Source organism: Embleya sp. NPDC025285, from assembly GCF_055558835.1.
In genome coordinates this window covers 1-23,144 of record NZ_JBVHLU010000068.1, presented here as the reverse complement: position 1 = coordinate 23,144, position 23,144 = coordinate 1, and the positions used below count along the sequence as shown (strand labels likewise).

Sequence of the window (23,144 nt, the reverse complement as noted above, 5' to 3'; positions counted from 1 at the left end):
CACCGCCATGGGTTGTGCTCCTTCGCCATCGCGTTCGGGGCGGTGGGGGTGGAGATCTTGCTTTTTGGATGCACGTCTTCAGGAGGTCGTTCATGCGTACGCGTCACGTTCGTGGTCGGGTCAGGGCGGTGGCGGCGCTGTGTGCCGTGTTGTTGGTCGGGGGTGGGCTCGCCGGGTGTGGGGATGGTGGGGGGTCCGGCTCGGGGGATGGCAAAGTCACGTTGAATGTCGGGCTGTTCGGGACGTTCGGCTTCGAGGAGGCCGGGCTGTATGCCGAGTATCAGCAGACGCATCCGGGCATCAAGATCGTTCAGCACGACACCGAGAAGGAGGAGGACTACTGGCGTACCGTGCAGACTCGGCTTGCCGGTGGGGGTGGGATCGACGACATTCAGGGCATCGAGGTCGGGCGGATCGCCGACGTCGTGAAGAACCAGGCCGACAAGTGGGTGGATCTGAACTCGCTGGGCCTGTCCGCCGGCAACGCCCAGTACCTGCCGTGGAAGAGCAAGGCGGCGACCACCGCCGACGGGAAGGTGTTGGGGGCCGGGACCGATACCGGTCCGATGGCGATCTGCTACCGCAGCGACCTGTTCAAGGCGGCCGGACTGCCCACCGATCGGGACGAGTTGGCACGGCGCTGGTCCACGTGGGAGGGATACGTCGAACTGGGGCGGCAGTTCCAGGCGAACGCCCCGAAGAAGACGCATTACCTGGACAGTGTGACCGGGTTGTACAACGCGATCATCGGGCAGCAGCAGGAGTCCTACTACGATCAGGCCGGCAAGCCGATCTACGACACCAACCCGACCGTGAAGCATGCGTGGGACCTGGCCACCCAGGCTGCCGACGGCAAACTGTCCGCCACGTTGCAGCAGTTCCAGAGTGACTGGAACCAGGCGTTCGCGGCCGACGGCTTCGCGTCGCTCTCCTGCCCGGCATGGATGATCGGGTACATCAAGACTCAGGCCGGTGACGCGGGCAAGGGCAAGTGGGATGTTGCTCCCGGCCCCGGTGGCACCGGCAACTGGGGTGGCTCGTACCTCGCCATTCCCAAGGGCGGCAAGCACCACAAGGAAGCCGCGGAACTGGTCGCCTGGCTCACCGCGCCCGAGCAGCAGACCAAGATGTTCCAGAAGCAGGGGAACTTCCCGTCCAAGACCGGCGCGATCGAGAGCGTCAAGGCGACCACGGATCCCTACTTCAACAATGCGCCGATCGGCGCGATCTTCAGCACGGCCGCGGAGCGGATGCCCGTGCAGGTCACCGGAGTTCGGCACAACGACATCAAGGAGAACATCACCACCGCGCTGACTTCCGTGGAGGCACAGGGAGTCAAGCCGGACGATGCGTGGAAGCAGGCGCGCGACGCGGTCAAGAACGCCCTCGCAAGCTGACGGCGACCACCCGCGACGAAGCCGACAGCCGGCTACGGACTCCGGCGCCGTGCCGGGCACGCCCTCCGGCGCCGCGCCGGCCACGGTCCGCGGCGCCCGCTCGGGGCGCCGAACCACGCACCAGGCCCGGGACCGCACCACGGCCCGCACCACGGCCCGCACCACGGCTCATGCCACGGCCCGCACCACGGCCCGCACCAAGGTCCGTGCCGGCAGCAGGGCAGCCGGCGTCCGTGACGCCGTATCGGACCCGCCCCTCCGGGCCGCCCCTTTCGGTGGCCCGACCGTCCCTCCTCGGTCGGGTCACCCCCACGCCCGCCCACCCACCTCACCCGGCCCGGAGTGATCCCGATGGCGGCACCACCCCCCGCTCGTGAAGCCCGATCCCGACTTCGATCCGGGGCCCGATCCCGACCCGAGCCCCCATCCGACCCCCGGCCCGACTCCCTTCCCCAAACGCCCACTTCCCTCCTGACTCCCCGTCAAATGTGGCGACGACGCGCCAACACCGCGTCGCCCTACGCCTTCGTCGCGCCCTTCTTCGTCCTGTTCATCGCCTTCGGGCTGTTCCCGCTCCTCTACACGGGCTATATCTCGCTGCACCGCGTTCGCCTGCAGAACCCGGACGAGATGACCTGGCTCGGCCTGGAGAACTACACCAACCTCTGGCACGACCGGTTCTTCTGGAAGGCGCTGCGCAATACCTTCACCATCGGCGTGATCTCGACCGTGCCGCAGCTGTGCATGGCGCTCGGCCTGGCGCATCTGCTCAATCGGCGGCTGCGCGGGCGGACCTTCTTCCGGGTCGCGATTTTGATGCCCTACGCGACGTCCGTAGCCGCCGCGACGCTGGTGTTCGGTGGCCTGTTCGGGCGTGACTACGGCATGGTCAACTGGTTCCTCGGCCTGTTCGGCGTCGACAACGTCGACTGGTACAACGGCACTTGGACCTCACAGATCGCCATCTCCACCATCGTCACCTGGCGTTGGGTCGGCTACAACACGCTGATCTATCTCGCCGCGATGCAGGCCATTCCGCACGATCGTTACGAGGCGGCCGCGCTGGACGGGGCGAAGTCCTGGCACCAGTTCCGGCACGTGACCATTCCCGGACTGCGGCCGACGATCGTGTTCACCGTCGTGGTCTCGACGATCGGCGCGATGCAGATCTTCGCCGAGCCGTTGCTGCTTCAGGGTGGACCGATCGGTGTACGCGGTGGGGCCTCCCACCAGTACCAGACCATCGGGCTCTACATGTACGAGACCGGGTGGAGCAACTACGCGCTCGGCAAGGCATCCGCGATCGCGTGGACGACGTTCCTGATCATTCTTCTGGTCATCGGGGTCAACGCGCTCGTCTCCAGGAGTCGTTCGCGCCGCGAGACCCGGGAGGGCCGCTGACATGGCAGGTACGACAGGTACACCCGTTGCCCCCTCGCACCCCACCGGCCGGGAATCCGACGGTCCATCGACGCCGGCACCGCGGACGGGGTGGGGCCGTACTCGCCGATCCAAGCACTCCCGTCAGCTCCACGGCGGTCCCCTCGTGTACGTGATCCTGGGCTTCGCGACCCTGCTTTCGGTGTTCCCCTTCTACTGGTCGATCGTCGCCGCCACTCGCAGTAATGCCGACATCAACCACGTACCGCCGCCCCTCACGCCGGGTGGCAACCTGCTCTCCAACTTCGACAAGGCGCTCGACGAGGCCGACATCGTCCAGGCGTTGATCAATTCGACGATCGTGTCGGCCACCGTCGCCGCCGGCACCGTGCTGTGTTCGACGCTGGCCGGATTCGCCTTCGCCAAGCTGCGGTTCCGGGGGCGCGGCATCCTGCTCGGGATCACGGTCGCGACGATGATGATCCCGCCGCAACTCGGGCTGATTCCGCTGTTCATGATCATGGCGAAGTTGCAGTGGGTGAACCAGTTGCAAGCCGTCATTCTGCCCACGTTGGTTACCGCGTTCGGCGTGTTCTTCATGCGGCAGTACCTGCTGGAGGCGCTGCCCGACGAACTGATCGAGGCCGGCCGGGTGGACGGCGCGTCCTACGCGCGAATCTTCTGGTCGATCGTCGTGCCGATCGCCCGCCCGGCGATGGCGGTGCTCGGCCTGCTCACCTTCATGACCACGTGGAACGACTTCTTCTGGCCGATCATCGCGTTGTCGTCGAGCAATCCGACCGTGCAGGTCGCGATCAACTCGCTCGGCGGGGGTTACGTGCACGACCAGTCGATCATCCTCGCCGGAACGTTGCTGGGAACGCTGCCCGTCCTGGTGGTCTTCGGCCTGCTCGGCCGGCAGATCGTCGGCGGCATCATGCAGGGCGCGGTCAAGGGCTGACCACAGCCGACGCCATCGAGGCCCCGGGCCGACGAGGCCATCGAGCCGACGAAGCCATCGAGGAAAGGAATTCCCATCATGACCGACCACGCCCTGACCGCCCGACCGGCGCTGTCGACCCGCCTTGACGGCGGCTTTCCACCCGGATTCGTCTGGGGTGCCGCCACCGCCGCCTATCAGATCGAGGGGGCCGCGGCCGAGGACGGTCGAGCACCGTCGATCTGGGACACCTTCAGCCGGATCCCCGGCCGGGTACACGCCGGCGACACCGGCGACGTGGCCACCGATCACTATCACCGCTATCGCGAGGACGTCGCCCTGATGGCCGAACTCGGCCTGGGCGCCTACCGGTTCTCCATCGCCTGGGCTCGGGTTCTGCCCACCGGGAGCGGCCCGGCCAACGCGGCCGGGCTGGACTTCTACGACCGGCTCGTGGACGAACTCCTCGCGCACGGCGTGGATCCGTACGCGACGCTCTATCACTGGGACCTGCCCCAGGCGCTCCAGGACACGGGCGGGTGGGGCGCGCGTGACACCTCGGCCCGATTCGCCGAGTACGCGCGGGTGGTGGCGGCGCGGCTCGGTGACCGAGTGCGGGACTGGACCACGCTCAACGAGCCCTGGTGCTCCGCGTTCCTGGGATACGGATCGGGCGTACACGCGCCGGGGTCGACCGACCAGGAGTTGTCCCTGCGCGCGAACCATCACCTGTTGCTCGCGCACGGGCTCGGCGTCGGGGCGCTGCGGGCCGAACTGCCGACCGGGCATCGGATCGGGATCACCCTCAACCCGGCGGCGGTACGGCCTCTTTCGGACCGGCCGGCGGACTTGGACGCCGTGCGCCGGGTGGACGGCCTGGCCAACCGGATCCAGGTCGGCCCGCTGCTGCGCGGCGAGTATCCGACGGACGTGCTTCGGGACACCGCCTCGGTGACCGACTGGGCGTTCGTCCGGGACGGCGACCTCGCCGAGATCGCCCGGCCGATCGACATGCTCGGGGTGAACTACTACACGCCGCTGCTGGTGGGCGGAGCCGAGGACGGTGCCACCGAGGCCGGCCGAGCCGCCGCGCCTCGCGACGACGGCCACGGCGCGAGCGCGTACTCACCGTGGCCCGCGTGCGCGGACGTGCGGTTCGCGCAGGCGCCGGGCGAACGCACCGCGATGGGCTGGGGGATCGACCCGAGCGGGCTGTACGACGTGCTGACCCGGTTGCGGGCCGAGGCGCCGGGGCTGCCGCTGATGGTGACCGAGAACGGAGCGGCGTACGAGGACCGGGTGGACGCGACGGGCGCGATCGAGGACGTCGAACGCACGGCCTACATCGCGGCGCACGTCGCGGAGGTGGGCCGGGCGATCGACGACGGGGTGGATGTTCGGGGCTATTTCGTGTGGTCCCTGTTGGACAATTTCGAGTGGGCGTACGGATACGCGAAGCGCTTCGGCATCGTGCACGTGGACTTCGCGACCGGTCGGCGTACACCCAAGCGCAGCGCACGCTGGTACGCGGCGGTGATCGCCGACAATCGGGTGCTCGGGGCCGATCCGGCCTCGGACGGAATGGGGAGCATTGACCAGGACTGACGGTCGGAGCAAGGCCGCCTCGGCGGCCGAGCCGCCGACCCTGGAGACGGTGGCGGCGGTGGCCGGGGTGTCCCGCGCCACCGTCTCGCGGGTGATCAACAGCTCGCCCAAGGTCAGCCCGCGGGTGCGCGAGGTGGTCGAGGCGGCGATCGCGCGGACCGGATACGTGCCCAACCGGGCGGCTCGCACGCTGGTCACTCGGCGCACCGACTCGGTGGCGCTGGTCGTCCAGGAGCCGGAGACGCGGTTGTTCGGCGATCCGTACCTGTCGGCGATCGTGCGTTCGGTGGGTGCGGAACTGGCGGATACGGACCATCAGTTGGTGCTCATGATGGTGCGCACCATCGAGCAGCAGGATCGGCTGGAGCGGTACCTGCGTGGCGGGCACGTGGACGGGGCGCTGCTGGTGTCGTTGCACGGCGACGACTCGCTGGCGGGGCGGCTGCACGGTGCCGGGATGCCGGTGGTGGTGGGTGGGCGGCCGTTGGGTTCGGACGCCGACTTCGTCTACGTCGACGCGGACAATGTGGGCGGTGCGCGTGCGGCGATCGAGCATTTGAGCGTGCGTGGGCGGCGGCGGATCGCGACCATTGCCGGACCACAGGACATGTGTGCGGGGGTGGACCGGCTGCGCGGCTACCTGGACGCGGTACCGGGGCGCCCGCTCGTGGCGCATGGCGACTTCAGTCGGGCGGGCGGGGCGGCGGCGATGCGCACGCTGTTGGCCGAGGATCCGGACCTGGACGCGGTGTTCGCGGCGTCGGATCTGATGGCGGTCGGGGCGATGGCGGTGTTGGGGGAGGCGGGTCGGCGAATTCCGGAGGACGTGGCGGTCGTCGGATTCGATGACGCGGACGTTGCGGGGTGGGCGGAGCCTTCGCTGACCACGGTGCGGCAACACGTGGCGAAGCAAGGGCGGTTGATGACGCGGCTGTTGCTGGATCGGATCGGGGGTGGGGTGGGCGCGGCGTCTGTGGTGTTGCCGACGACGTTGGTTGAGCGGTGCTCCTCGTGAAGCGTCGCGGGTGGGGTGGCCTCAAGCGCCGGCCGGGCTGGTTGGATTCTTGGCTGGGCTTGGGTGTTGGTGGGCTTGGGGTGGCCTCAAGCGCCGGCCGGGCTGATCTGGCCTCAAGTGCCGGCCGGGCTGGTTTGGCCTCAAGCGCCGGCCGGGCTGATCTGGCCTCAAGCGCCGGCCGGGCTGGGTTGGCCTCGAGTGCCGGCCGGGCTGATTTTGGCGTTGTGGGCAGGCCGGGCCGAGTTGGGGGTTGGCTGGGGTGTGGGCCGAATGTGTGGTGTCGATGTCGGGAAGTCGACACGGTGATGGGTGAGATTTTCGGGTGGATGGGCTCTGAGATGGGTGTTTTTTCAGGTCTTATCACGTCACGTGACCGGTGGTGACCAGGACCCGATGTTCCGCCGGATGGGGGATCGCGCGATGATCTCCCGGTGACCGATACCTGTCTACCGATCCGCTGCGCGTGCACGGGGGTACACCAGTGACCGGCGCCGGGACCGGACTGCTGTTCTCTCCCTGGCTTTGGCTGGCGATGCCGCTGATCGTTTCCATCGACGCCGTGCTTCCGATCGTGCCCGGTGACGAACTCGTGATGGCCGCCGCGGCGGTCGCGGACGGTGACCTCCGGTACATCGTCCTGGTACTGCTGACCGCCGGGGTCGGCGCGTTCATCGGGGATCAATGCGCCTACGCGGTGGGCCGCGCACGGCTGCGTCGCGGGGGCGACGCCGTGCTGGGGCCGCGCCGGCAGAAGGCGATGGATCTGGCCCGCAGCGCGCTGGCCAAGGGCGGGATGTCCGCGCTGATCGCGGCCCGCTTCCTGCCCGGCGGGCGGACCGCGGTGAACATGCTCGCCGGCCGACTGGGCTACCCGCGCCCGCAGTTCCGCGCGGCGACTCTGGTCGGGGCGACCATCTCGGTGTCGTACGCGATGACCGTCGGCACGCTGGCCGGCCGCATCGTCCAGGACAGCCCGCTGTTCGTGGCCCTCGGCGGGATGGCGTTGGGCGCCTCCGTACCGGTGATCGTGGGCGTGCCGGCACGTGTCGTGCGTGAGCTCCGCCGCCGGCGGCACGCCGGCGAGACGACCGCCGCCACCGTCGAGGTCTGAGAAGCCGGCGGGACGAGCGACAGCGGGGCGCGGGATCACCATCGATCCCGCGCCCCACTCGTCTCGGGGCCGGTTCGCTCCACCGCGACCGTCCCGCCCCGACCGTCCCGGCTCGAACTACCCCGCCCCGCGCTCCGTGAGCATCGAGCGCATCAGGTCGATCTCCGAGCTCTGGCCCATCACCATCGTGTTCGCCAGATCCCGGACCTGCTGCACCTGCGCGCGGGTCTGACCCTCGCGGGCCATCGCCACTCCCGCCTCGTGGTGCGCGATCATCAGCTGGAGGAACATCACCTCGGCGTCCTTGCCGTGCAACGTCGCCAGCCGGTCCAACTGCGCCTGCGTGGCCATGCCCGGCATCAACTGGGTGTCCGCGCCGGCCGCCGGCGTACCGTGCCCCGAGTGGTTCGGCATCGAGCCCGGCGTCATCCATTGCATGACCGGCCGGGTCGAACCGAGCGTCAGGCCCCACATCTGGAGCCAGGACGCCATCCGGCCGATCTGCTCCTGCTGGGTCAGCGCGATGTCGTACGCGAGCTTTCGCGTCGCGTCGTCCTGCGTCAGGTCGCGGATCATCATCGCCATCTGCACGGCCTGCGCGTGGTGCGTGCGCATGTCACGCGCGAACCCGGCGTCGACGGAGTCGTCGGCGGGCGGGTTCGGCACGGCGGCCGGCGCCGGACCGAGGGACCGGGTGGGCGTGGTCGCCGTGGCAGGCTTGTTCGAGTCGTCCGACGAACACGCGGCCAGCGCCGGCACCGCGAGCAGACCGGTCGCGACGATCATCGCGACCCGTGCTCGGGGCCTCACGAGGTCGGCTTCCCGACCCCACCCGTGCACGGCGAGCCGGGCTCCGGGGTCTGCTTGCCTTCCTTGTACGCCTTGATGAACTGGTCCAGACGCGGGTCGCTCGCGTTGTCCAGCTTGAGCTGCAGACCCCACGCCGAGGCGACGACCGGCTTGTCCAGGCCCTCGTACGGGCTCAGCATCATGTACGTCTTGCCCTTGACCTTGGACTTCAGGATCTCGAGCTGGTCCGCGGGCAGGTTGGACTGGTAGGTGAGCCACACGGTGCCGTGCTCGAGCGAGTGCACGCCGTTGCGGTTCGGTATCGGCGAGTCGTAGATCCCGCAGTTCTGCCAGACCGGGTCGTGTTCGCCGCCGACCGGCGGGATCTGCTTGTAGGTGACGTCCTTGGGCTTGGCGATGTGCCCCTGCGACGCCGTGTACGCGCTGACCCCGACGATGTCGCTCTTGACGCTGGGGTCCGGCTTGACGTCGGCGATGACGTTCGAAGCGCTCGACTTGTCGCCGTCGTCGTCGCTGGAGGACATGACCACGGCGGTCAGCCCCGCCACCAGGGCGATGACCGCGAGGCCCGACGCGGTGAAGATGATCGCCGAGCGGCGCTTGGCGGCCTTGCGCTCCTGCTCGCGCTGAGCGGCCACCCGCTCACGGGTCGCCGCCATCCGGGCGGACCGCTGCGCCTTGCTCTGCTTCTTCGAGGTGTTGGGGGACTGTTGCCCCATGGCTCCGCCTTATTCCGATTCCGGATTCGTTTGTGGACCGTGCGAGGGTGTGCCGCGCGGATCACGTACGACTGACGCAGAGCACCGTCAGATCGGGGGCGTCCTTGGCGGGCGTCGGCGCGAGCGCGATACCGAGGGCGTCCGGTTCGGCCAACCACGGCGGGAGCATCGAACTGGGCGCGGGCGCGACCACCGGCGGCAGCGGCGGAACGGTGGCGGGTACGCACGCGTGCGTGCGGTCGCCGCATTGCCCCGAGCCGTCGCCCTTGTCGTCCGGACCGCCACTGTCCCGGTCCTGGTGCGCGGTGTGGTGGAACGGGCACACCGTCGGGATCGTGGCGGTCGAGGGCACCGACTCGGCGTGGATCGGGAACGCGCTGCCGAGCAGCGCGGCGCACGCCAGAGCAGCCCCGGCCAACAGCCGGATCACCGGCCGCAGCGGGACTGCCAGCGAGGCCATCCGTTGCGTCACGGGCCCTATTGTCACCTGAAGGAGTGACCCTGTGGGAAGTCGGGGCGCGATCTTTCGTCGTCGTGACTGGGCCGTGACTGTGCAGGTGTCTCCACCGGCGGCCGTACCGACGCGCGCCGAGCCCGGGCCGGGTCCCGCCCGGGGGCGGGAAACCGAGGCAAGGTTCCCGCTCCCGGCTCGATAGCATCGGTGTGCGAGCGATGCCGGCTCGCCTTGCAGCACACGCCAACCACACGTCAGGAGACGAACGGTGTCCGAAGCCCGAGTGACCATCAGCCGCGACCCGGACCGGGACGAGCGGGTGGTGACCACGGGCACTACGGCTGCCGACCTCTTCGAAGGCGACCGCTCGGTGGTCGCCGCGCGCGTGGCCGGCCGGCTCGTGGACCTGGCGTACGTCGTGGTCGACGGCGACGAGATCGAACCGGTCGAGATCGGCTCCGAGGACGGTCTGAACATCCTGCGCCACTCGGCCGCGCACGTGATGGCCCAGGCGGTCCAGGAACTGTTCCCCGAAGCCAAGCTCGGCATCGGTCCGCCGATCAAGGACGGCTTCTACTACGACTTCGACGTCGAGACGCCGTTCCACCCGGACGATCTCAAGCGCATCGAGAAGAAGATGCAGGAGATCATCAAGCAGGGGCAGCGCTTCGCCCGCCGGGTCACCACCGACGAGGACGCGCGCGCCGAACTGGCCGACGAGCCGTACAAGCTGGAGCTGATCGGGCTCAAGGGCTCCGCCGCCGAGGCCGCCGAAGGTGCCTCCGCCGAGGTCGGCGCCGGCGAGCTGACCATCTACGACAACCTGAACGCGAAGACCGGCGAGCTGTGCTGGAAGGACCTCTGCCGAGGCCCGCACCTGCCCACCACCCGAAACATCCCCGCGTTCAAGCTGATGCGCTCGGCCGCCGCCTACTGGCGCGGCAGCGAGAAGAACAAGCAGCTCCAGCGCATCTACGGCACCGCGTGGCCGAGCAAGGACGAGCTCAAGGCCTACACGACCTTCCTCGAGGAGGCCGAGAAGCGCGACCACCGCAAGCTCGGCGCCGAGCTGGACCTGTTCTCCATCCCCGAGGAGATCGGCTCGGGCCTGGCCGTCTTCCACCCCAAGGGCGGCATCATCCGCCGCACCATGGAGGACTACTCGCGGCGGCGGCACGAGGAGGCGGGCTACGAGTTCGTCTACACGCCGCACGCGACCAAGGGGAAGCTCTTCGAGCTGTCCGGCCACCTGGACTGGTACGCCGACGGCATGTACCCGCCGATGGAGCTGGACGAGGGCCAGAGCTACTACCTCAAGCCGATGAACTGCCCGATGCACAACCTGATCTACCGGGCCCGGGGGCGCTCGTACCGCGAGTTCCCGCTGCGGCTGTTCGAGTTCGGCACGGTCTACCGCTACGAGAAGTCCGGCGTGGTGCACGGGCTGACCCGCGCACGCGGCTTCACCCAGGACGACGCGCACATCTACTGCACGCGCGAGCAGATGGCGGACGAGCTGGACTCGCTGCTGACCTTCGTGCTGAACCTGCTGCGCGACTACGGCCTCGACGACTTCTACCTGGAGCTGTCCACCAGGGATCCGGAGAAGTCGATCGGCACCGATGAGAACTGGACCGAGGCCACCGAGACGCTGCGCCAGGCCGCGCAGAAGCAGGGTCTGGAGCTCGTCGACGACCCGGGCGGCGCCGCGTTCTACGGCCCGAAGATCTCGGTCCAGACCAAGGACGCGATCGGCCGCACCTGGCAGATGTCGACCATCCAGGTCGACTTCAATCTGCCGCAGAGGTTCGACCTCGAATACACCGCCTCCGACGGCACCCGGCAGCAGCCGGTGATGATCCACCGCGCGCTGTTCGGCTCGATCGAGCGCTTCTTCGCGGTGCTGCTCGAGCACTACGCGGGCAAGATGCCGCCGTGGCTCGCGCCGGTCCAGGTGGTCGGCATCCCGATCACCGAGGAGCACGTGCCCTACCTCGAAGAGGTCGCGGCCAAGCTCAAGGCGCACGGCATCCGGGTCGAGATCGACGACTCGGCGGACCGCATGCAGAAGAAGATCCGCAACGCCAACAAGTTCAAGATCCCGTACATGCTCCTGGCGGGCGACGAGGACGTGCAGGCCGGCGCGGTGAGCTTCCGCTACCGCAGCGGCGAGCAGAACAACGGCGTCGCGATCGACGACGCGGTGGCCGAGATCGTCAAGGCCGTCCAGGACCGCATCCAGATCTGACGTGGTGTCACCGACCGCGGCCCGGGACCGTGCGACAGCGCGCGGTTACCGGGTCGCGGCCCTTCCCGGCCCACGGCATATGCTTCCTGGCATGACGAGCGAGCCCGAGATCCAGGATGGGGTTGGGGGGCCGGATGCCTTTGCCCGGCTGTGGACTCCCCATCGGATGGCGTACATCAAGGGTGAGAACAAGCCGTCGGGGCCGACCCCCGACGACGGGTGCCCGTTCTGCCGGATTCCGGCGCTGAGCGATGTCGACGGGCTCGTCGTCGCGCGGGGCGAGCAGGTCTACGCGGTGCTGAACCTGTACCCGTACAACGGTGGTCACCTGATGGTGGTGCCCTATCGGCACGTCGCGGACTACACCGACCTGGACGACGCGGAGACCATCGAACTCGCCCGGTTCACCAAGCTCGCGATGGCCACGCTGCGCAAGGTGTCCGGCGCGCAGGGGTTCAACATCGGGATGAACCAGGGCCACGTCGCCGGGGCCGGGATCGCCGCGCACCTGCACCAGCACCTGGTGCCGCGCTGGGGTGGCGACACCAACTTCATGCCCGTCGTCGGGCACACCAAGGTGCTGCCGCAACTGCTCGCGGACACGCGCGAGATGTTGGCCGCCGCCTGGCCGGTCGACTGACCGGGGCGGTCGGCGTTCCGGGGGCGCGGACCCGCCGCGGGCGCGGTGGGCGTGCCCGGGCCCGGTGGCAGGATCCAAGCGGCTGTTGTCAAGGAGAAGAGCTTTGAGCGCACGACCGGTTCTCGTGTACGACGGCGACTGCGGTTTTTGTACCCGGTCGGTGGAGTTCGCGCAGAAACACATCCCGTTCGACGCCGACGTGGTGGCCTGGCAGTTCGCCGAGTTGGAGGAGCTCGGGGTCGAGCAGCACCGTGCCGAGCACGAGGTGTTGTGGGTGACCCCCATCGGCACCGTCTACGGCGGACACCACGCGGTGGCCAAGCTGTTCATGAACGCCGGCGGCCCGTGGGCCCTCGCCGGTGCCGCGCTGCGCGTGCAGCCGGTGAGCATCGCCGCGCACGGCGTGTACCGCCTGGTCGCGGACAACCGTGACCGCATGCCCGGCGGCACTCCCGCGTGCGCGATGCCGGCCCACTTGCGGCCGGACACCGTCAACGCCGCAGGGTGACCCGCCGGGCGGCTCTCGCGGTGGCCGCGTGCTCGCTGACCGCGTATCTCCTGCTGGGCACCTTCGGGTCCGCCGACATGTGGTGGCTGGGCGATCTGAAGGTGTATCGGCAGGGCGGGGTGGACGTGCTGGCCGGCCACGGTGAGCTGTACACGATCCGGCCGGGACGGCTGCCGTTCACCTACACACCGTGGGCCGGGCTGACCTTCACGCCACTGGCGTGGTTGCCGTGGGGCGCGGTCGAGGTGCTCGGGGTGGTGGGCAACCTGGCGTTGCTCGGTACGGCGACCTGGCTCGCGTGGGGGATCCTCGGCCTGCGCGGCGACGACCGGGTACGGGCGACCGCGCTGAGCGCCGCCGCCCTGTTGTGGACCGAGCCGGTCCAGGAGAACCTGCGCTTCGGGCAGATCAACCTGTTGCTGCTGGTCCTGGTGCTGGCCGACTTCGCGCGCCCGCGCGGCGCGCGGTTCGCCGGGGTCGGCGTCGGTCTGGCGGCCGGGCTCAAGCTCACCCCGGCGATCTTCATCCCGTACCTCCTGCTGACCGGGCGCGTGCGCGAGGGGCTGACCGCGCTGGGGGTGTTCGTCGGTACCTTCGCGGCGGCGTTCGCGGTGCTGCCGCGCGAATGCGCGGACTACTGGGGCGGGTTGTTCCTGGATGACGCCCGGATCGGGCTGGCCCAGTTCCCCGGCAACCAGTCCGTGCACGGCGCGGTGACCCGCCAGTTCGGCGCGCAGTCGCCGCCGGGATGGTTGTGGCCGCTGCTGGCGGTCCTGGTCGCGGCGGTGGGCATGACGCTCGCGGTCGCGGCGGCGCGACGCGGGGCGGCCCTGGCCGGGATGGGGTTCTGCGCGCTGACCGCGCTGCTGGTGTCGCCGATCTCCTGGACGCACCACTGGGTATGGGCGCTGCCGCTGGTGATCGTGCTCGCCGACCGGGTCCGGCGTACCCGCTCGTGGCCGGCCTGGGGTGTGCTCGCGGCGGTGTTCGCGGTCGCCGCGGCCTATCCGATGGAGCGCGCCCGGGTGTCCGGGGTGCTGCCGAGCGGGATCGTGTGGACGGTGCCGTTCGGTGACGGCGCCGAGTTGGACCTGCACGGTTGGCAATTGATCGTGGGCAACGCGTACGTGCTCGTCGCCGTGGCCGGGTTGGTCGTGGCCGCCTGGGCGCTGGTCGCGGATCGCCGGCATTTCACCTGTTCGACCGGTTTGACCCCGGCCGCCGAGCCCGACCCGGATCCCTCTTCGTAGACTCGTCGTACTTTCAGGTGATCCGTTCCAGCCGCCACGGCGGGTGATCGCGGGTCGTACGGCGAGGCGGGCGCGATGTGGGCGAAGGCGCTGCGGGTGGTCGCCCCGATCCTTGCCGCGCCCGGTTCGCGCACCGGTGCCCGAGTCGTGGGGGAGTGGCCGGGCGGTGGGCTCGGCGCGGGCCGCACGACGGTTCGAGTGATGATCCGATCATGCCTAGACTGAGCCGAACGGGGAGCGGCCCGGTCGCCGGCGAGGCGGCGAGGGGGCCGGGGGCGGAGACGGCACGCATGGGCAGCAAGGCTCGGTCCGCCGACGGCGATACCTCCCCTGACCAGGCCCGCGGCCTCGGCAGGTTCCGTTTCCCGGGCAGGGCCCGCTCGATCGGCCTCGCCGCGGTCGGTCTGCTGGTGGCGATCGGCATCGTCGTCACCGTCGGCGGCGCGGCACCCCCGCCGCCCACGACCCGGCCGCTGCTCCTCGGCGGCGTCATACCCGGCCCCGAGGGACCGATCGCGCTGCCCACCGACGCGCCGCCGGTACCGCCCACCGACGCCGAGCGGGCCTGGCTCGCGCAAGGCAGCGTCCCGGGCGACACCCCGCGTTTCCGGGCGATGGCCGAGCGCGCGCTGCTGGACATGCGGGTACTGACCCAGCCCGACGGTTCGGTCGCCGCGGCGTGGTTCGGGATCTGGAAGTACGTCTGGCCGCGCGACGCCGCGTGGGTCGCGGCGGCCTTCACCGTCACCGGCCACGACCGGGAAGCGCTCGCGGTGCTGCGCCGACTGGCCGCGCTGCAACGGGCCGACGGCACCTGGGAGGCGCGCTACCGCCTGGACGGGGGACCGGTCGGCGACAAGCGGGCGGCGCAGTTGGACGGCAACGGCTGGGTGCCGTGGGCGGTCTGGTTCTGGTACGTCCACCAGGACCCCCGGGCCCCGGGGACGGCGGCCGCGCTCGCCGAGTTGTGGCCGACGGTGCGCAGGGCCGGTGACGCGGTGGCCGGTCGGTTGCGCGCGGACGGGCTGCCGCCGCGTGGTTCGGACTACTGGGAGACCCGCACCGACCAGGTCACCCTGGGCACCGCCGCGCCGCTGTCGGCGGGGCTGCGGGCGGCCGCCGACCTGGCGCGGCGCACCGGCAGCGGGGCCGAGGAGCAGCGCTGGACGGGCGCCTCGACGCGACTCGATCGTGCGGTCCGCGAGGAATTCGGGCCGCACGGCTATCCGCGCACGGCGTCGGCCGAAGGCGGCGCGGACACCGCGGTGACGTGGCTGGGCCCGCCGTTCGCCCGCGCGGACGCCGGCGTCACCGGCGCCGTCCGCCGATCCGCCGAATTGTTGACCCTGCCCAACGGCGGGATCCTGCCGGGCGAGCGCTGGGGCGGCGATCCCACCGCGGCCTGGACCCCGGAGACCGCGTCCTTCGCGCTGTTCAGCGCGGCGAGCGGGGATCGGGCCGGGGCGCGCAGCCGGCTCGACTGGCTCGCCGACCATCGCACGGCGGCCGGATCGTTGCCGGAGAAGGTCGACGCGCACGGCAAGCCGGCCTCGGTGGCCCCGCTGGCGTGGACGTCGGCGACCGTGCTGCTGTCGCTGGTCGCGCTGGACCGGGCGCTGCCGATCCCCTGAGCGGGCGGGGCACGATCGGCCGACCCGCGCGGCCGGCCCCGGGCCCGGCGAGCGGCTCGCCCCGCGCCCCACGCGGCACGACACCCTTTGGACGGGCGCACTCCCGGGACGGCCGACCCCCCCATCCGTACCGCGCCCCACCGGCACGGTTCCCCCAGTGCGCCGCCGAAGCGTCCCGGCATCCCCGTACGGGACGGTCCGGCGGCGCACGAGCCGGTCCGACGGCCGCGACGGGGTGTGCCCGGCCGCCGGACCGGATCGGCTCGTGGGGTCTAGGCGTCGGTGTCGGCGGTGACCTTCGCGGCGAGTTGCGGGGGCATCGGGTCGTGCCGGCAGTAGGCGCGGGCGAACTGGCCCGTGCCGTGGCTGATCGAGCGCAGGTCGATCGCGTAGCGGCTGATCTCGATCTCGGGGACCTCGGCGCGGATCAGGGTGCGGCCCGAGCCGGTCGGTTCGGTGCCCACCACCCGGCCGCGGCGCGAGCTCAGGTCGCTGAGCACGCCGCCGACGTACTCGTCGGAGACGGTGACCCGCACCTCGGACACCGGCTCCAGCAGGTGGATCCGGGTGCTCGCGGCGGCCTCGCGCAGCGCCAGCGCGCCCGCCATCTGGAAGGCCATGTCGGAGGAGTCGACGGAGTGCGCCTTGCCGTCGGTCAGCGTCACGCGCAGGTCCACCATCGGGTAGCCGGCGGCGACGCCCTTCTCCATCTGCGCCCGGACGCCCTTCTCCACCGACGGGATGAAGTTGCGTGGCACCGAGCCGCCGAACACCTTGTCCACGAACTCGAAGCCGGAGCCGCCGGGCAGGGGCTCGACGTCGATCTCACAGATCGCGAACTGGCCGTGTCCGCCGGACTGTTTCACATGCCGACCGCGTCCGCTGGCCTTCTCCGCGAACGTCTCGCGCAACGACACCTTGTGCGTGACCGCGTCCACCGCGACCCCGTAGCGGCTGCGCAGCCGGTCGAGCAGCACCTCGACGTGCGCCTCGCCCATGCACCACAGGACCAGTTGATGGGTGTCGGTGTTGTGCTCCAGGCGCAGCGTGGGGTCCTCGGCGACCAGGCGCGCGAGCGACTGGGAGAGCTTGTCCTCGTCGGCCTTGCTGTGCGCGCGGATGGCGACCGGCAGCAGCGGGTCGGGCATCATCCACGGTTCCATCAGCAGCGGATCGTCCTTGTCCGAGATGGTGTCGCCGGTCTCGGCCCGGGTCAGCTTGGCGATCGCGACGATGTCGCCGGCGATGCCCCGGTTGAGCGAACGCTGCTGCTTGCCCAGCGGGATCGACATCGCGCCGATCCGCTCGTCCAGGTCGTGGTCCTCGTGGCCGCGGTCGGCCATGCCGTGGCCGGAGACGTGCACGGTCATGTCCGGGCGCAGGGTGCCGGAGAAGATCCGGACCAGCGAGATCCGCCCCACGTACGGGTCGGACGTCGTCTTGACCACCTCCGCCGCGAGTGGGCCCTCGGGGTCGCAGGTCAGCGGGTCGTGCGGCTTGCCGTCCGGGGTGGTCACCGGCAGCACCTCGTGCTCGGGCGGTGCCGGACAGGCGCGGACGATGCCTTCCAGGAGTTCGATGGTGCCCAGTCCGTTCGGCGCGACCGCGAGCACCGGGTAGAACGAGCCGCGCGCGACCGCGGTCTCCAGGTCCGTGATCAGCGTGTCCACGTCGATCTGCTCGCCGGAGAGGTAACGGTCCATCAGGGACTCGTCCTCGCTCTCCGCGATGATGCCCTCGATCAGCCGGTTGCGGGCGTCCTCGATCAGCGGCAGGTGCTCGGGGTCCGGGTCGAGTGTCTCGCGGGTGCCGGAGGAGTAGTCGTACACCCGCTGGGTCAGCAGGCCCATCAGGCCCGCGACGCTCTCGTCCTCGCCGTGCAGCGGCAGGTAGAGCGGGAGCACGGTGTCCGCGTCGGGGTCGCCGAACACCCGTTGGCAGATCAGCACCATCTCGTCGAAGTCGGCGCGCGCCTGGTCGAGTTTGGTGATCACGATCGCGCGCGGCATGCCGACCGCGGCGCACTCGTCCCAGATCATCCGGGTCGAGCCGTCCACGCCGTCGGCGGCCGAGACCACGAACAGCGCGGCGTCCGCGGCGCGCAGGCCCGCGCGCAGGTCGCCGACGAAGTCCGCGTAGCCGGGGGTGTCGAGCAGGTTGATCTTGACGCCGTCGAATTCGACGGGGGACAGCGACAGCGCCACCGAGCGGTGTTGGCGGTGTTCGATGTCCTCGAAGTCGGACACGGTCGTCCCGTCCTCGACGCGACCGGCCCGGGGAATCGTCCCGGTCGCCACGAGCAGGGACTCCACCAATGTCGTCTTGCCCGCCCCCGTGTGGCCCACCAGCACCACGTTGCGCACCGAGTCCGGGCTTGCCGGCGCGGTTACCCTGCCGACGGTTCCGGCGCTAGCTCCGGATTTGTCCGCCATGTGCCACCTCCTGGTTGTCCATGTCGTGCGGTCGTCGTCGACGTCTCCGGACGCACAGGTGCCAGGGCCTGTCCGGTCGATCCCGACGGGTCCGCCGAGATCGGACGGACAGGCTCTTGTCGGTCGTCGGTACGCCAACGTCCGCAAATCGATTCCTGAACGGCAGCATTGCCCCGACGTCCGACCGAGTACAAGTGTCCTCGCCGTACGGGCTGTTCTCCAACGCGGCGCGCCCGGGTACGGCACGCCCGGACGACGGGGGGCTCGGGAGGCACGACCGCGTCAGTACGATGGGCGCACCAGGCGGGTCGAGTCCTTCGGATCCCCCGCCGCCCCGGCAATCCTTCGGGAAGGCGATGCTCAACAAATACGCTCGTGCCTTCTTCACGCGTGTGCTCACCCCGTTCGCGAGCTTTTTGCTGCGCCACAACGTGAGTCCGGACACGGTGACGCTGATCGGCACCCTCGGGGTGGTCGTCGCGGCGCTGGTGTTCTTCCCGATCGGCTGGTTCCTCACCGGCACGCTCGTGATCACCGCGTTCATCTTCTCCGACCTGGTCGACGGCAACATGGCACGTCAGTTGGGCCGCTCGACCAAGTGGGGCGCCTTCCTCGACTCCACCCTGGACCGGGTCGCGGACGCCGCGATCTTCGGCGCGCTGGCGATCTGGTTCGCCGGCGACGGCGACAACCTGCGCATGTGCATTCTGGCGATCGTCTGCCTCGGGTCCGGCCAGGTCGTGTCGTACTGCAAGGCCAGGGCCGAGAGCCTGGGCCTGGCCTGCGATGTCTCGGGGCTGATCGAGCGCGCCGAGCGACTGGTCATCTCGCTGGTGGCGACCGGTCTCGACGGTTTGGGTGTGCCCTACATCCAGGAGGCCGCGCTGTGGTTCATCGCGGTGGGCAGCCTGATCACTGTCTTCCAGCGGATGATCGCGGTGCGCCGCTCGGCGTCCGCGATCGACAACGCGCTGCCCGGAGGTGACAAGGGATGACCGAAGTCGGGCAGCGGCTGGCCGACACCGGGTACGCCCTGGGCTGGTCCGTGGTCAAGCGCCTGCCCGAACCGGTCGCCACGGCGATCTTCCGGCGGATCGCCGACGCCGTCTGGCGCAAGCGCGGCAAAGGCGTCCTGCAGTTGGAGGCCAACCTGCGCCGGGTGCTCGGCCCGGAGGCCACGCCCGAGCGCGTGCGCGCGCTCTCCCGGATGAGCATGCGGTCCTATCTGCGCTACTACCAGGAGGCGTTTCGCCTGCCGGTCTGGGACCGCGAGACGGTGCTGGCCCGGATGGAGTGCGATCTGACCCTGCTCGACAAGTGCAGCGCGCGCGGCAAGGGCGTGATCTTCGCGCTGCCGCACATGGGCAACTGGGACCACGCCGGCGCGTGGATCACGCTCATGGGCTATCCGTTCACCACCGTCGCCGAACGACTGAAGCCGGAGTCGCTGTACAAGCGCTTCCTGGACTATCGCGAGTCGCTGGGCATGGAGGTGCTGCCGCTCACCGGCGGCGACGGCAACACCTTCGGCACACTGGCGCGCCGGCTGCGCGAGGGCCGGCTGTTGTGCCTGCTGTCCGACCGTGACCTGACTGCCGGCGGGGTGCCGGTGAGTTTCTTCGGCGAGCCGACCCGGATGGCGGCGGGGCCCGCCGCGCTCGCCGTGCAGACCGGCGCGGCGCTGATTCCGGTCACCCTCGCGTGGAACGGCGCGGTCATGCGCGCCACGCTGCACCCGGAGATCGAGGTGCCCGCCGAGGGCACCCGCCGGGAGAAGATCGCGACCATGACCCAGCAGGTCGCGGACGCCTATGCCCGTGGGGTCGCCGGCGACCCGCAGGACTGGCACATGTTGCAGCCGCTGTGGCTCGCCGACCTGGACGCCGGCCGGCTCGCCCGGATCGGGGAGGCCAAGTGAGGATCGGCGTCGTATGCCCCTACTCGTGGGATGTGCCCGGTGGTGTCCAGTACCACGTACGTGACCTCGCGGCGAACCTGATCGCGCGCGGGCACGAGGTCTCGGTGTTGGCCCCCGCGGACGACGACACCCCGCTGCCGGACTACGTGGTGCCGGCCGGGCGGGCCGTACCGGTGCGCTACAACGGCTCGGTGGCCCGGCTCAACTTCGGCTTCCTGTCCGCCGCGCGGGTGCGCCGATGGATCCACGACGGCCACTTCGACGTGTTGCACATCCACGAACCGGCGACGCCCAGCCTGTCGTTGCTCGCGTGCTGGGCCGCGTCCGGACCGGTGGTGGCCACCTTCCACACCTCCAACACCCGCTCGCGCGCGATGATCGCGGCCTACCCGATCCTGCAGCCCGCGCTGGAGAAGATCAGCGCGCGGATCGCGGTCAGCGAGTACGCGCGGCGCACGCTGGTCGAGCATCTCGGCGGCGACGCGGTGGTCATCCCCAACGGTGTGGACGTCGGCTTCTTCGCCGACGCCCCCGTGGAGCCCGCGTGGCAGGGCACCGCGCAGGCGCCCACGATCGGTTTCATCGGCCGGATCGACGAGTCGCGCAAGGGACTGCCCACGCTGATCGAGGCGTTCCCGCGGATCGTCGAGGCGTTCCCGGGGGTGCGACTGCTGGTGGCCGGGCGCGGCGACGCCGAGGAGGCGGTGGAGGACCTGCCCGAGGCGTTGCGCGGCCAGGTCACCTTCCTGGGCATGGTCAGCGACCTGGACAAGGCGCGGTTGTTGCGCAGCGTGGACGTGTACGTGGCGCCCAACACCGGTGGCGAGAGCTTCGGGATCATCCTGGTCGAGGCGATGTCGGCGTCCGCGCCGGTGCTGGCGAGCGACCTGGACGCGTTTCGACAGGTGCTCGACGGCGGGCGGGCGGGGGAGTTGTTCGCGGTGGAGGACGCCTCGGCGCTCGCCGCCGCGGCGGTTGCGCTGTTGCGCGATCCGGTGCGGAGGGACGCGTTGCGCGAGATCGGGCGCAAGCATGTGCAGCGGTACGACTGGGAGACCGTCGGCACGGACATCCTGGGCGTGTACGAGACGGTCACCGCGGGGGCGCCCGCGGCGTAGTTGGCCTTGGCCTTACGCGCAGGCCGGGCTGGGCTGGGTTGGCCTCAAGCGCCGGCTGGGCTGGGTTGGCCTCAAACGCCGGCCGGGCTGAAGGGTGGCCTCAAACGCCGGCCGGGCTGTCGGGTCGCTTGGTCGGGTTGACGGGTGGCCTCAAGCGCCGGCCGGGCTGTTCGGTTGCTTGGTCGGGTGGCCGCGAATGCCGGCCGGGCTGTCGGGCTGGTCGGGCCGGCGGTACTAGGGTCGCCGGGTGATGACTGTCATCTGGATTCTGCTCGCGGTGCTCGCGATCGGTGTCTATCTGAGCTGGACCGCCGGGCGGCTCGACCGCCTGCACGCGCGGGTGGACTCGAGCCGGGCCGCGCTGGACGCGCAGCTGTTGCGGCGCTCCGCGGTCGCGCAGGAGATCGCCACGTCCGGGCTGCTCGATCCGGCCTCCTCGCTCGTGCTGGCCGGCGCCGCGCACGAGGCGCGCAACGCCGCCGAGGAGGAGCGCGAGGTGGCGGAGAGCGACCTGACCCGCGCGCTGCGGATCCTGTTCGAGGACCCGGCCCAGGCGGACGACCTGCGGGCCCGGCCCGGCGGCGCGGAACTGGTCGCCGAGTTGCAGACCGCGGTGCGCCGGGTGCCGATGGCACGGCGCTTCCACAACGACGCGGTCCGCGGCGCCCGTGCGGTGCGCCGACACCGATTGGTGCGCTATCTGCGCCTGGCGGGCCATGCCCCGTACCCGGTCACCTTCGAGATGGACGACGAGGAGCCGCGCACATTGCAGCCCGGTGGGTCCTGACGGGAGCCACGCAAAGGCCACCCTGGACAGATTGGCCCGGGTATTTCGCCGGGGTGGCATGACATTAGGATCCACCTCACCCGTACGATGGAGCCAACCGTCGTCGTTCGCATCTGTGTGAGGTCATCCGTGTCCACCACCCCCGCAAGCCCCCAGACCGGCACCGACCTGGTCAAGCGCGGCATGGCCGAGCAGCTCAAGGGCGGCGTGATCATGGACGTCGTCAACGCCGAGCAGGCCAAGATCGCCGAGGACGCGGGCGCGGTCGCCGTCATGGCGCTCGAGCGCGTGCCGGCCGACATCCGCAAGGACGGCGGCGTCGCGCGCATGTCCGACCCGGACATGATCGACGGCATCATCGGCGCCGTGTCCATCCCGGTGATGGCCAAGGCCCGGATCGGCCACTTCGCCGAGGCCCAGGTCCTGCAGTCGCTCGGCGTGGACTACATCGACGAGTCCGAGGTGCTGACCCCGGCCGACGAGTCGAACCACATCAACAAGTGGAAGTTCACCACCCCGTTCGTGTGTGGCGCGACCAACCTGGGCGAGGCGCTGCGCCGGATCACCGAGGGCGCGGCGATGATCCGCTCCAAGGGCGAGGCCGGCACCGGCAACGTGGTCGAGGCCACCCGGCACATGCGCACCATCCTCAAGGACATCAAGCAGCTCTCCGTGCTGGACGAGGACGAGCTGTTCGTCGCCGCCAAGAACCTCCAGGCGCCGTACGCGCTGGTCAAGGAGGTGGCCGAGGCGGGCAAGCTCCCGGTCGTGCTGTTCACCGCGGGCGGCATCGCCACCCCGGCCGACGCGTCGATGATGATGCAGCTCGGCGCCGAGGGTGTGTTCGTCGGTTCCGGCATCTTCAAGTCCGGCGACCCGGCCAAGCGGGCCAAGGCGATCGTGGACGCGACGCTGCACTTCGACGACCCGGACGTGATCGCCAAGGTCTCGCGCGGTCTGGGCGAGGCGATGGTCGGCATCAACATCGACACCCTCCCGGCGGAGCAGCGCTACGCCGGCCGCGGCTGGTAGTAGTTCCCGCCCCGCCGACGACTTCGAAGCACTCGAACACTCGGAAAGCTGTGTGCCGGGGGGGGGAGGGGAAGGGGGGGGGGGGGGGGGGGGGGCGCCCGCCCGAAAAAGGCGGCGGGGTCGGGGGCGAAAGGAGGTGGTGGGGGGAA

At 70.4% G+C, this 23,144-nt stretch carries 20 protein-coding genes; 16 read left to right on the top strand and 4 right to left on the bottom strand.

Annotated elements, in window-relative coordinates; all coding sequences use genetic code 11:
* The first annotated feature begins 92 nt into the window (after nt 1-92).
* From ACZ4FV_RS34650 to ACZ4FV_RS34625, 6 genes are all read left to right on the top strand, one after another.
* A complete protein-coding gene (locus ACZ4FV_RS34650; RefSeq protein WP_395872038.1) occupies nt 93-1,397 on the top strand; it encodes an ABC transporter substrate-binding protein in 1,305 nt (434 codons plus the stop codon).
* A gap of 351 nt (nt 1,398-1,748) precedes the next feature.
* A complete protein-coding gene (locus ACZ4FV_RS34645; RefSeq protein ID WP_395872036.1) occupies nt 1,749-2,798 on the top strand; it encodes a carbohydrate ABC transporter permease in 1,050 nt (349 codons plus the stop codon).
* A gap of 1 nt (nt 2,799) precedes the next feature.
* Complete coding sequence (locus tag ACZ4FV_RS34640) at nt 2,800-3,738, top strand: carbohydrate ABC transporter permease (RefSeq protein ID WP_395872035.1); 939 nt, start codon at nt 2,800-2,802, stop codon at nt 3,736-3,738.
* A 78-nt stretch (nt 3,739-3,816) separates the two neighbouring features.
* The gene (locus ACZ4FV_RS34635; RefSeq protein ID WP_402236658.1) at nt 3,817-5,322 is read left to right on the top strand and encodes a glycoside hydrolase family 1 protein; all 1,506 of its coding nucleotides are present in this window, start codon (nt 3,817-3,819) and stop codon (nt 5,320-5,322) included.
* A complete protein-coding gene (locus ACZ4FV_RS34630; protein WP_395872030.1) occupies nt 5,309-6,337 on the top strand; it encodes a LacI family DNA-binding transcriptional regulator in 1,029 nt (342 codons plus the stop codon). Before ACZ4FV_RS34635 ends, ACZ4FV_RS34630 begins: the two co-directional genes overlap by 14 nt.
* 481 nt (nt 6,338-6,818) lie before the next feature.
* Nucleotides 6,819-7,448, top strand: coding sequence for a DedA family protein (locus ACZ4FV_RS34625; protein ID WP_395872028.1), 630 nt, complete (start codon nt 6,819-6,821; stop codon nt 7,446-7,448).
* Between the two features lie 117 nt (nt 7,449-7,565).
* Here ACZ4FV_RS34625 and ACZ4FV_RS34620 read toward each other — a convergent pair whose 3' ends face one another.
* The 3 genes from ACZ4FV_RS34620 to ACZ4FV_RS34610 form a co-directional block, all read right to left on the bottom strand.
* The gene (locus tag ACZ4FV_RS34620; protein ID WP_395872026.1) at nt 7,566-8,258 is read right to left on the bottom strand and encodes a DUF305 domain-containing protein; all 693 of its coding nucleotides are present in this window, start codon (nt 8,256-8,258) and stop codon (nt 7,566-7,568) included.
* Nucleotides 8,255-8,977 carry a DUF3105 domain-containing protein gene (locus ACZ4FV_RS34615; protein WP_395872024.1) on the bottom strand — a complete coding sequence of 241 codons (723 nt, stop codon included), beginning with the start codon at nt 8,975-8,977 and terminating at the stop codon, nt 8,255-8,257. The genes ACZ4FV_RS34620 and ACZ4FV_RS34615 overlap by 4 nt, the downstream gene beginning before the upstream one ends.
* A 61-nt stretch (nt 8,978-9,038) precedes the next feature.
* Nucleotides 9,039-9,449, bottom strand: coding sequence for a hypothetical protein (locus tag ACZ4FV_RS34610; protein ID WP_395872022.1), 411 nt, complete (start codon nt 9,447-9,449; stop codon nt 9,039-9,041).
* Between the two features lie 250 nt (nt 9,450-9,699).
* On the opposite strand from ACZ4FV_RS34610, the gene thrS reads away from it, so the two are divergent.
* The 5 genes from thrS to ACZ4FV_RS34585 all read left to right on the top strand — a co-directional run bounded on the left by thrS (nt 9,700) and on the right by ACZ4FV_RS34585 (nt 15,708).
* Nucleotides 9,700-11,679 (top strand): threonine--tRNA ligase, encoded by a 1,980-nt coding sequence (thrS, locus tag ACZ4FV_RS34605; RefSeq protein ID WP_395872020.1) that lies wholly within the window; start codon nt 9,700-9,702, stop codon nt 11,677-11,679.
* A gap of 79 nt (nt 11,680-11,758) precedes the next feature.
* Nucleotides 11,759-12,319: an HIT family protein gene (locus tag ACZ4FV_RS34600; RefSeq protein ID WP_395872018.1), complete on the top strand. Its 561-nt coding sequence runs from the start codon at nt 11,759-11,761 to the stop codon at nt 12,317-12,319.
* A gap of 103 nt (nt 12,320-12,422) precedes the next feature.
* A complete protein-coding gene (locus tag ACZ4FV_RS34595) occupies nt 12,423-12,827 on the top strand; it encodes a thiol-disulfide oxidoreductase DCC family protein (RefSeq protein ID WP_402236652.1) in 405 nt (134 codons plus the stop codon).
* Nucleotides 12,824-14,077 (top strand): glycosyltransferase 87 family protein, encoded by a 1,254-nt coding sequence (locus ACZ4FV_RS34590; RefSeq protein ID WP_465324225.1) that lies wholly within the window; start codon nt 12,824-12,826, stop codon nt 14,075-14,077. Before ACZ4FV_RS34595 ends, ACZ4FV_RS34590 begins: the two co-directional genes overlap by 4 nt.
* 290 nt (nt 14,078-14,367) lie before the next feature.
* Nucleotides 14,368-15,708: a hypothetical protein gene (locus ACZ4FV_RS34585; protein ID WP_395872012.1), complete on the top strand. Its 1,341-nt coding sequence runs from the start codon at nt 14,368-14,370 to the stop codon at nt 15,706-15,708.
* A 272-nt stretch (nt 15,709-15,980) separates the two neighbouring features.
* Here ACZ4FV_RS34585 and ACZ4FV_RS34580 read toward each other — a convergent pair whose 3' ends face one another.
* On the bottom strand, nt 15,981-18,140 hold the full coding sequence (locus tag ACZ4FV_RS34580; RefSeq protein ID WP_395872010.1) for an elongation factor G-like protein EF-G2: 2,160 nt from the start codon (nt 18,138-18,140) through the stop codon (nt 15,981-15,983).
* A gap of 290 nt (nt 18,141-18,430) precedes the next feature.
* Between ACZ4FV_RS34580 and pgsA the strand changes: the two genes are divergently transcribed.
* The 5 genes from pgsA to pdxS all read left to right on the top strand — a co-directional run bounded on the left by pgsA (nt 18,431) and on the right by pdxS (nt 22,995).
* Entirely contained in the window at nt 18,431-19,135 is a 705-nt protein-coding gene (gene pgsA, locus ACZ4FV_RS34575; protein WP_395872009.1) for a phosphatidylinositol phosphate synthase, read from the top strand.
* A complete protein-coding gene (locus ACZ4FV_RS34570; RefSeq protein WP_395872007.1) occupies nt 19,132-20,058 on the top strand; it encodes a phosphatidylinositol mannoside acyltransferase in 927 nt (308 codons plus the stop codon). The genes pgsA and ACZ4FV_RS34570 overlap by 4 nt, the downstream gene beginning before the upstream one ends.
* Complete coding sequence (locus ACZ4FV_RS34565) at nt 20,055-21,176, top strand: glycosyltransferase family 4 protein (protein ID WP_395872005.1); 1,122 nt, start codon at nt 20,055-20,057, stop codon at nt 21,174-21,176. The genes ACZ4FV_RS34570 and ACZ4FV_RS34565 overlap by 4 nt, the downstream gene beginning before the upstream one ends.
* 250 nt (nt 21,177-21,426) lie before the next feature.
* The gene (locus tag ACZ4FV_RS34560) at nt 21,427-21,963 is read left to right on the top strand and encodes a LemA family protein (protein ID WP_395872092.1); all 537 of its coding nucleotides are present in this window, start codon (nt 21,427-21,429) and stop codon (nt 21,961-21,963) included.
* Nucleotides 21,964-22,050: 87 nt separating this feature from the next.
* Nucleotides 22,051-22,995 carry a pyridoxal 5'-phosphate synthase lyase subunit PdxS gene (gene pdxS / locus ACZ4FV_RS34555; protein ID WP_395872003.1) on the top strand — a complete coding sequence of 315 codons (945 nt, stop codon included), beginning with the start codon at nt 22,051-22,053 and terminating at the stop codon, nt 22,993-22,995.
* Nucleotides 22,996-23,144 lie beyond the last annotated feature (149 nt).

Coding starts and splice junctions, on each gene's coding strand:
- ACZ4FV_RS34650 (WP_395872038.1), top strand. CDS start 93: ATGCGTACGCGTCACGTTCGTGGTCGGGTCAGGGCGGTGGCGGCGCTG.
- ACZ4FV_RS34645 (WP_395872036.1), top strand. CDS start 1,749: ATGGCGGCACCACCCCCCGCTCGTGAAGCCCGATCCCGACTTCGATCC.
- ACZ4FV_RS34640 (WP_395872035.1), top strand. CDS start 2,800: ATGGCAGGTACGACAGGTACACCCGTTGCCCCCTCGCACCCCACCGGC.
- ACZ4FV_RS34635 (WP_402236658.1), top strand. CDS start 3,817: ATGACCGACCACGCCCTGACCGCCCGACCGGCGCTGTCGACCCGCCTT.
- ACZ4FV_RS34615 (WP_395872024.1), bottom strand. CDS start 8,977: ATGGGGCAACAGTCCCCCAACACCTCGAAGAAGCAGAGCAAGGCGCAG.
- ACZ4FV_RS34600 (WP_395872018.1), top strand. CDS start 11,759: ATGCTTCCTGGCATGACGAGCGAGCCCGAGATCCAGGATGGGGTTGGG.
- ACZ4FV_RS34585 (WP_395872012.1), top strand. CDS start 14,368: ATGGGCAGCAAGGCTCGGTCCGCCGACGGCGATACCTCCCCTGACCAG.
- ACZ4FV_RS34580 (WP_395872010.1), bottom strand. CDS start 18,140: ATGGCGGACAAATCCGGAGCTAGCGCCGGAACCGTCGGCAGGGTAACC.
- pgsA (WP_395872009.1), top strand. CDS start 18,431: ATGGGCGCACCAGGCGGGTCGAGTCCTTCGGATCCCCCGCCGCCCCGG.
- ACZ4FV_RS34570 (WP_395872007.1), top strand. CDS start 19,132: ATGACCGAAGTCGGGCAGCGGCTGGCCGACACCGGGTACGCCCTGGGC.
- ACZ4FV_RS34560 (WP_395872092.1), top strand. CDS start 21,427: ATGACTGTCATCTGGATTCTGCTCGCGGTGCTCGCGATCGGTGTCTAT.
- pdxS (WP_395872003.1), top strand. CDS start 22,051: ATGGAGCCAACCGTCGTCGTTCGCATCTGTGTGAGGTCATCCGTGTCC.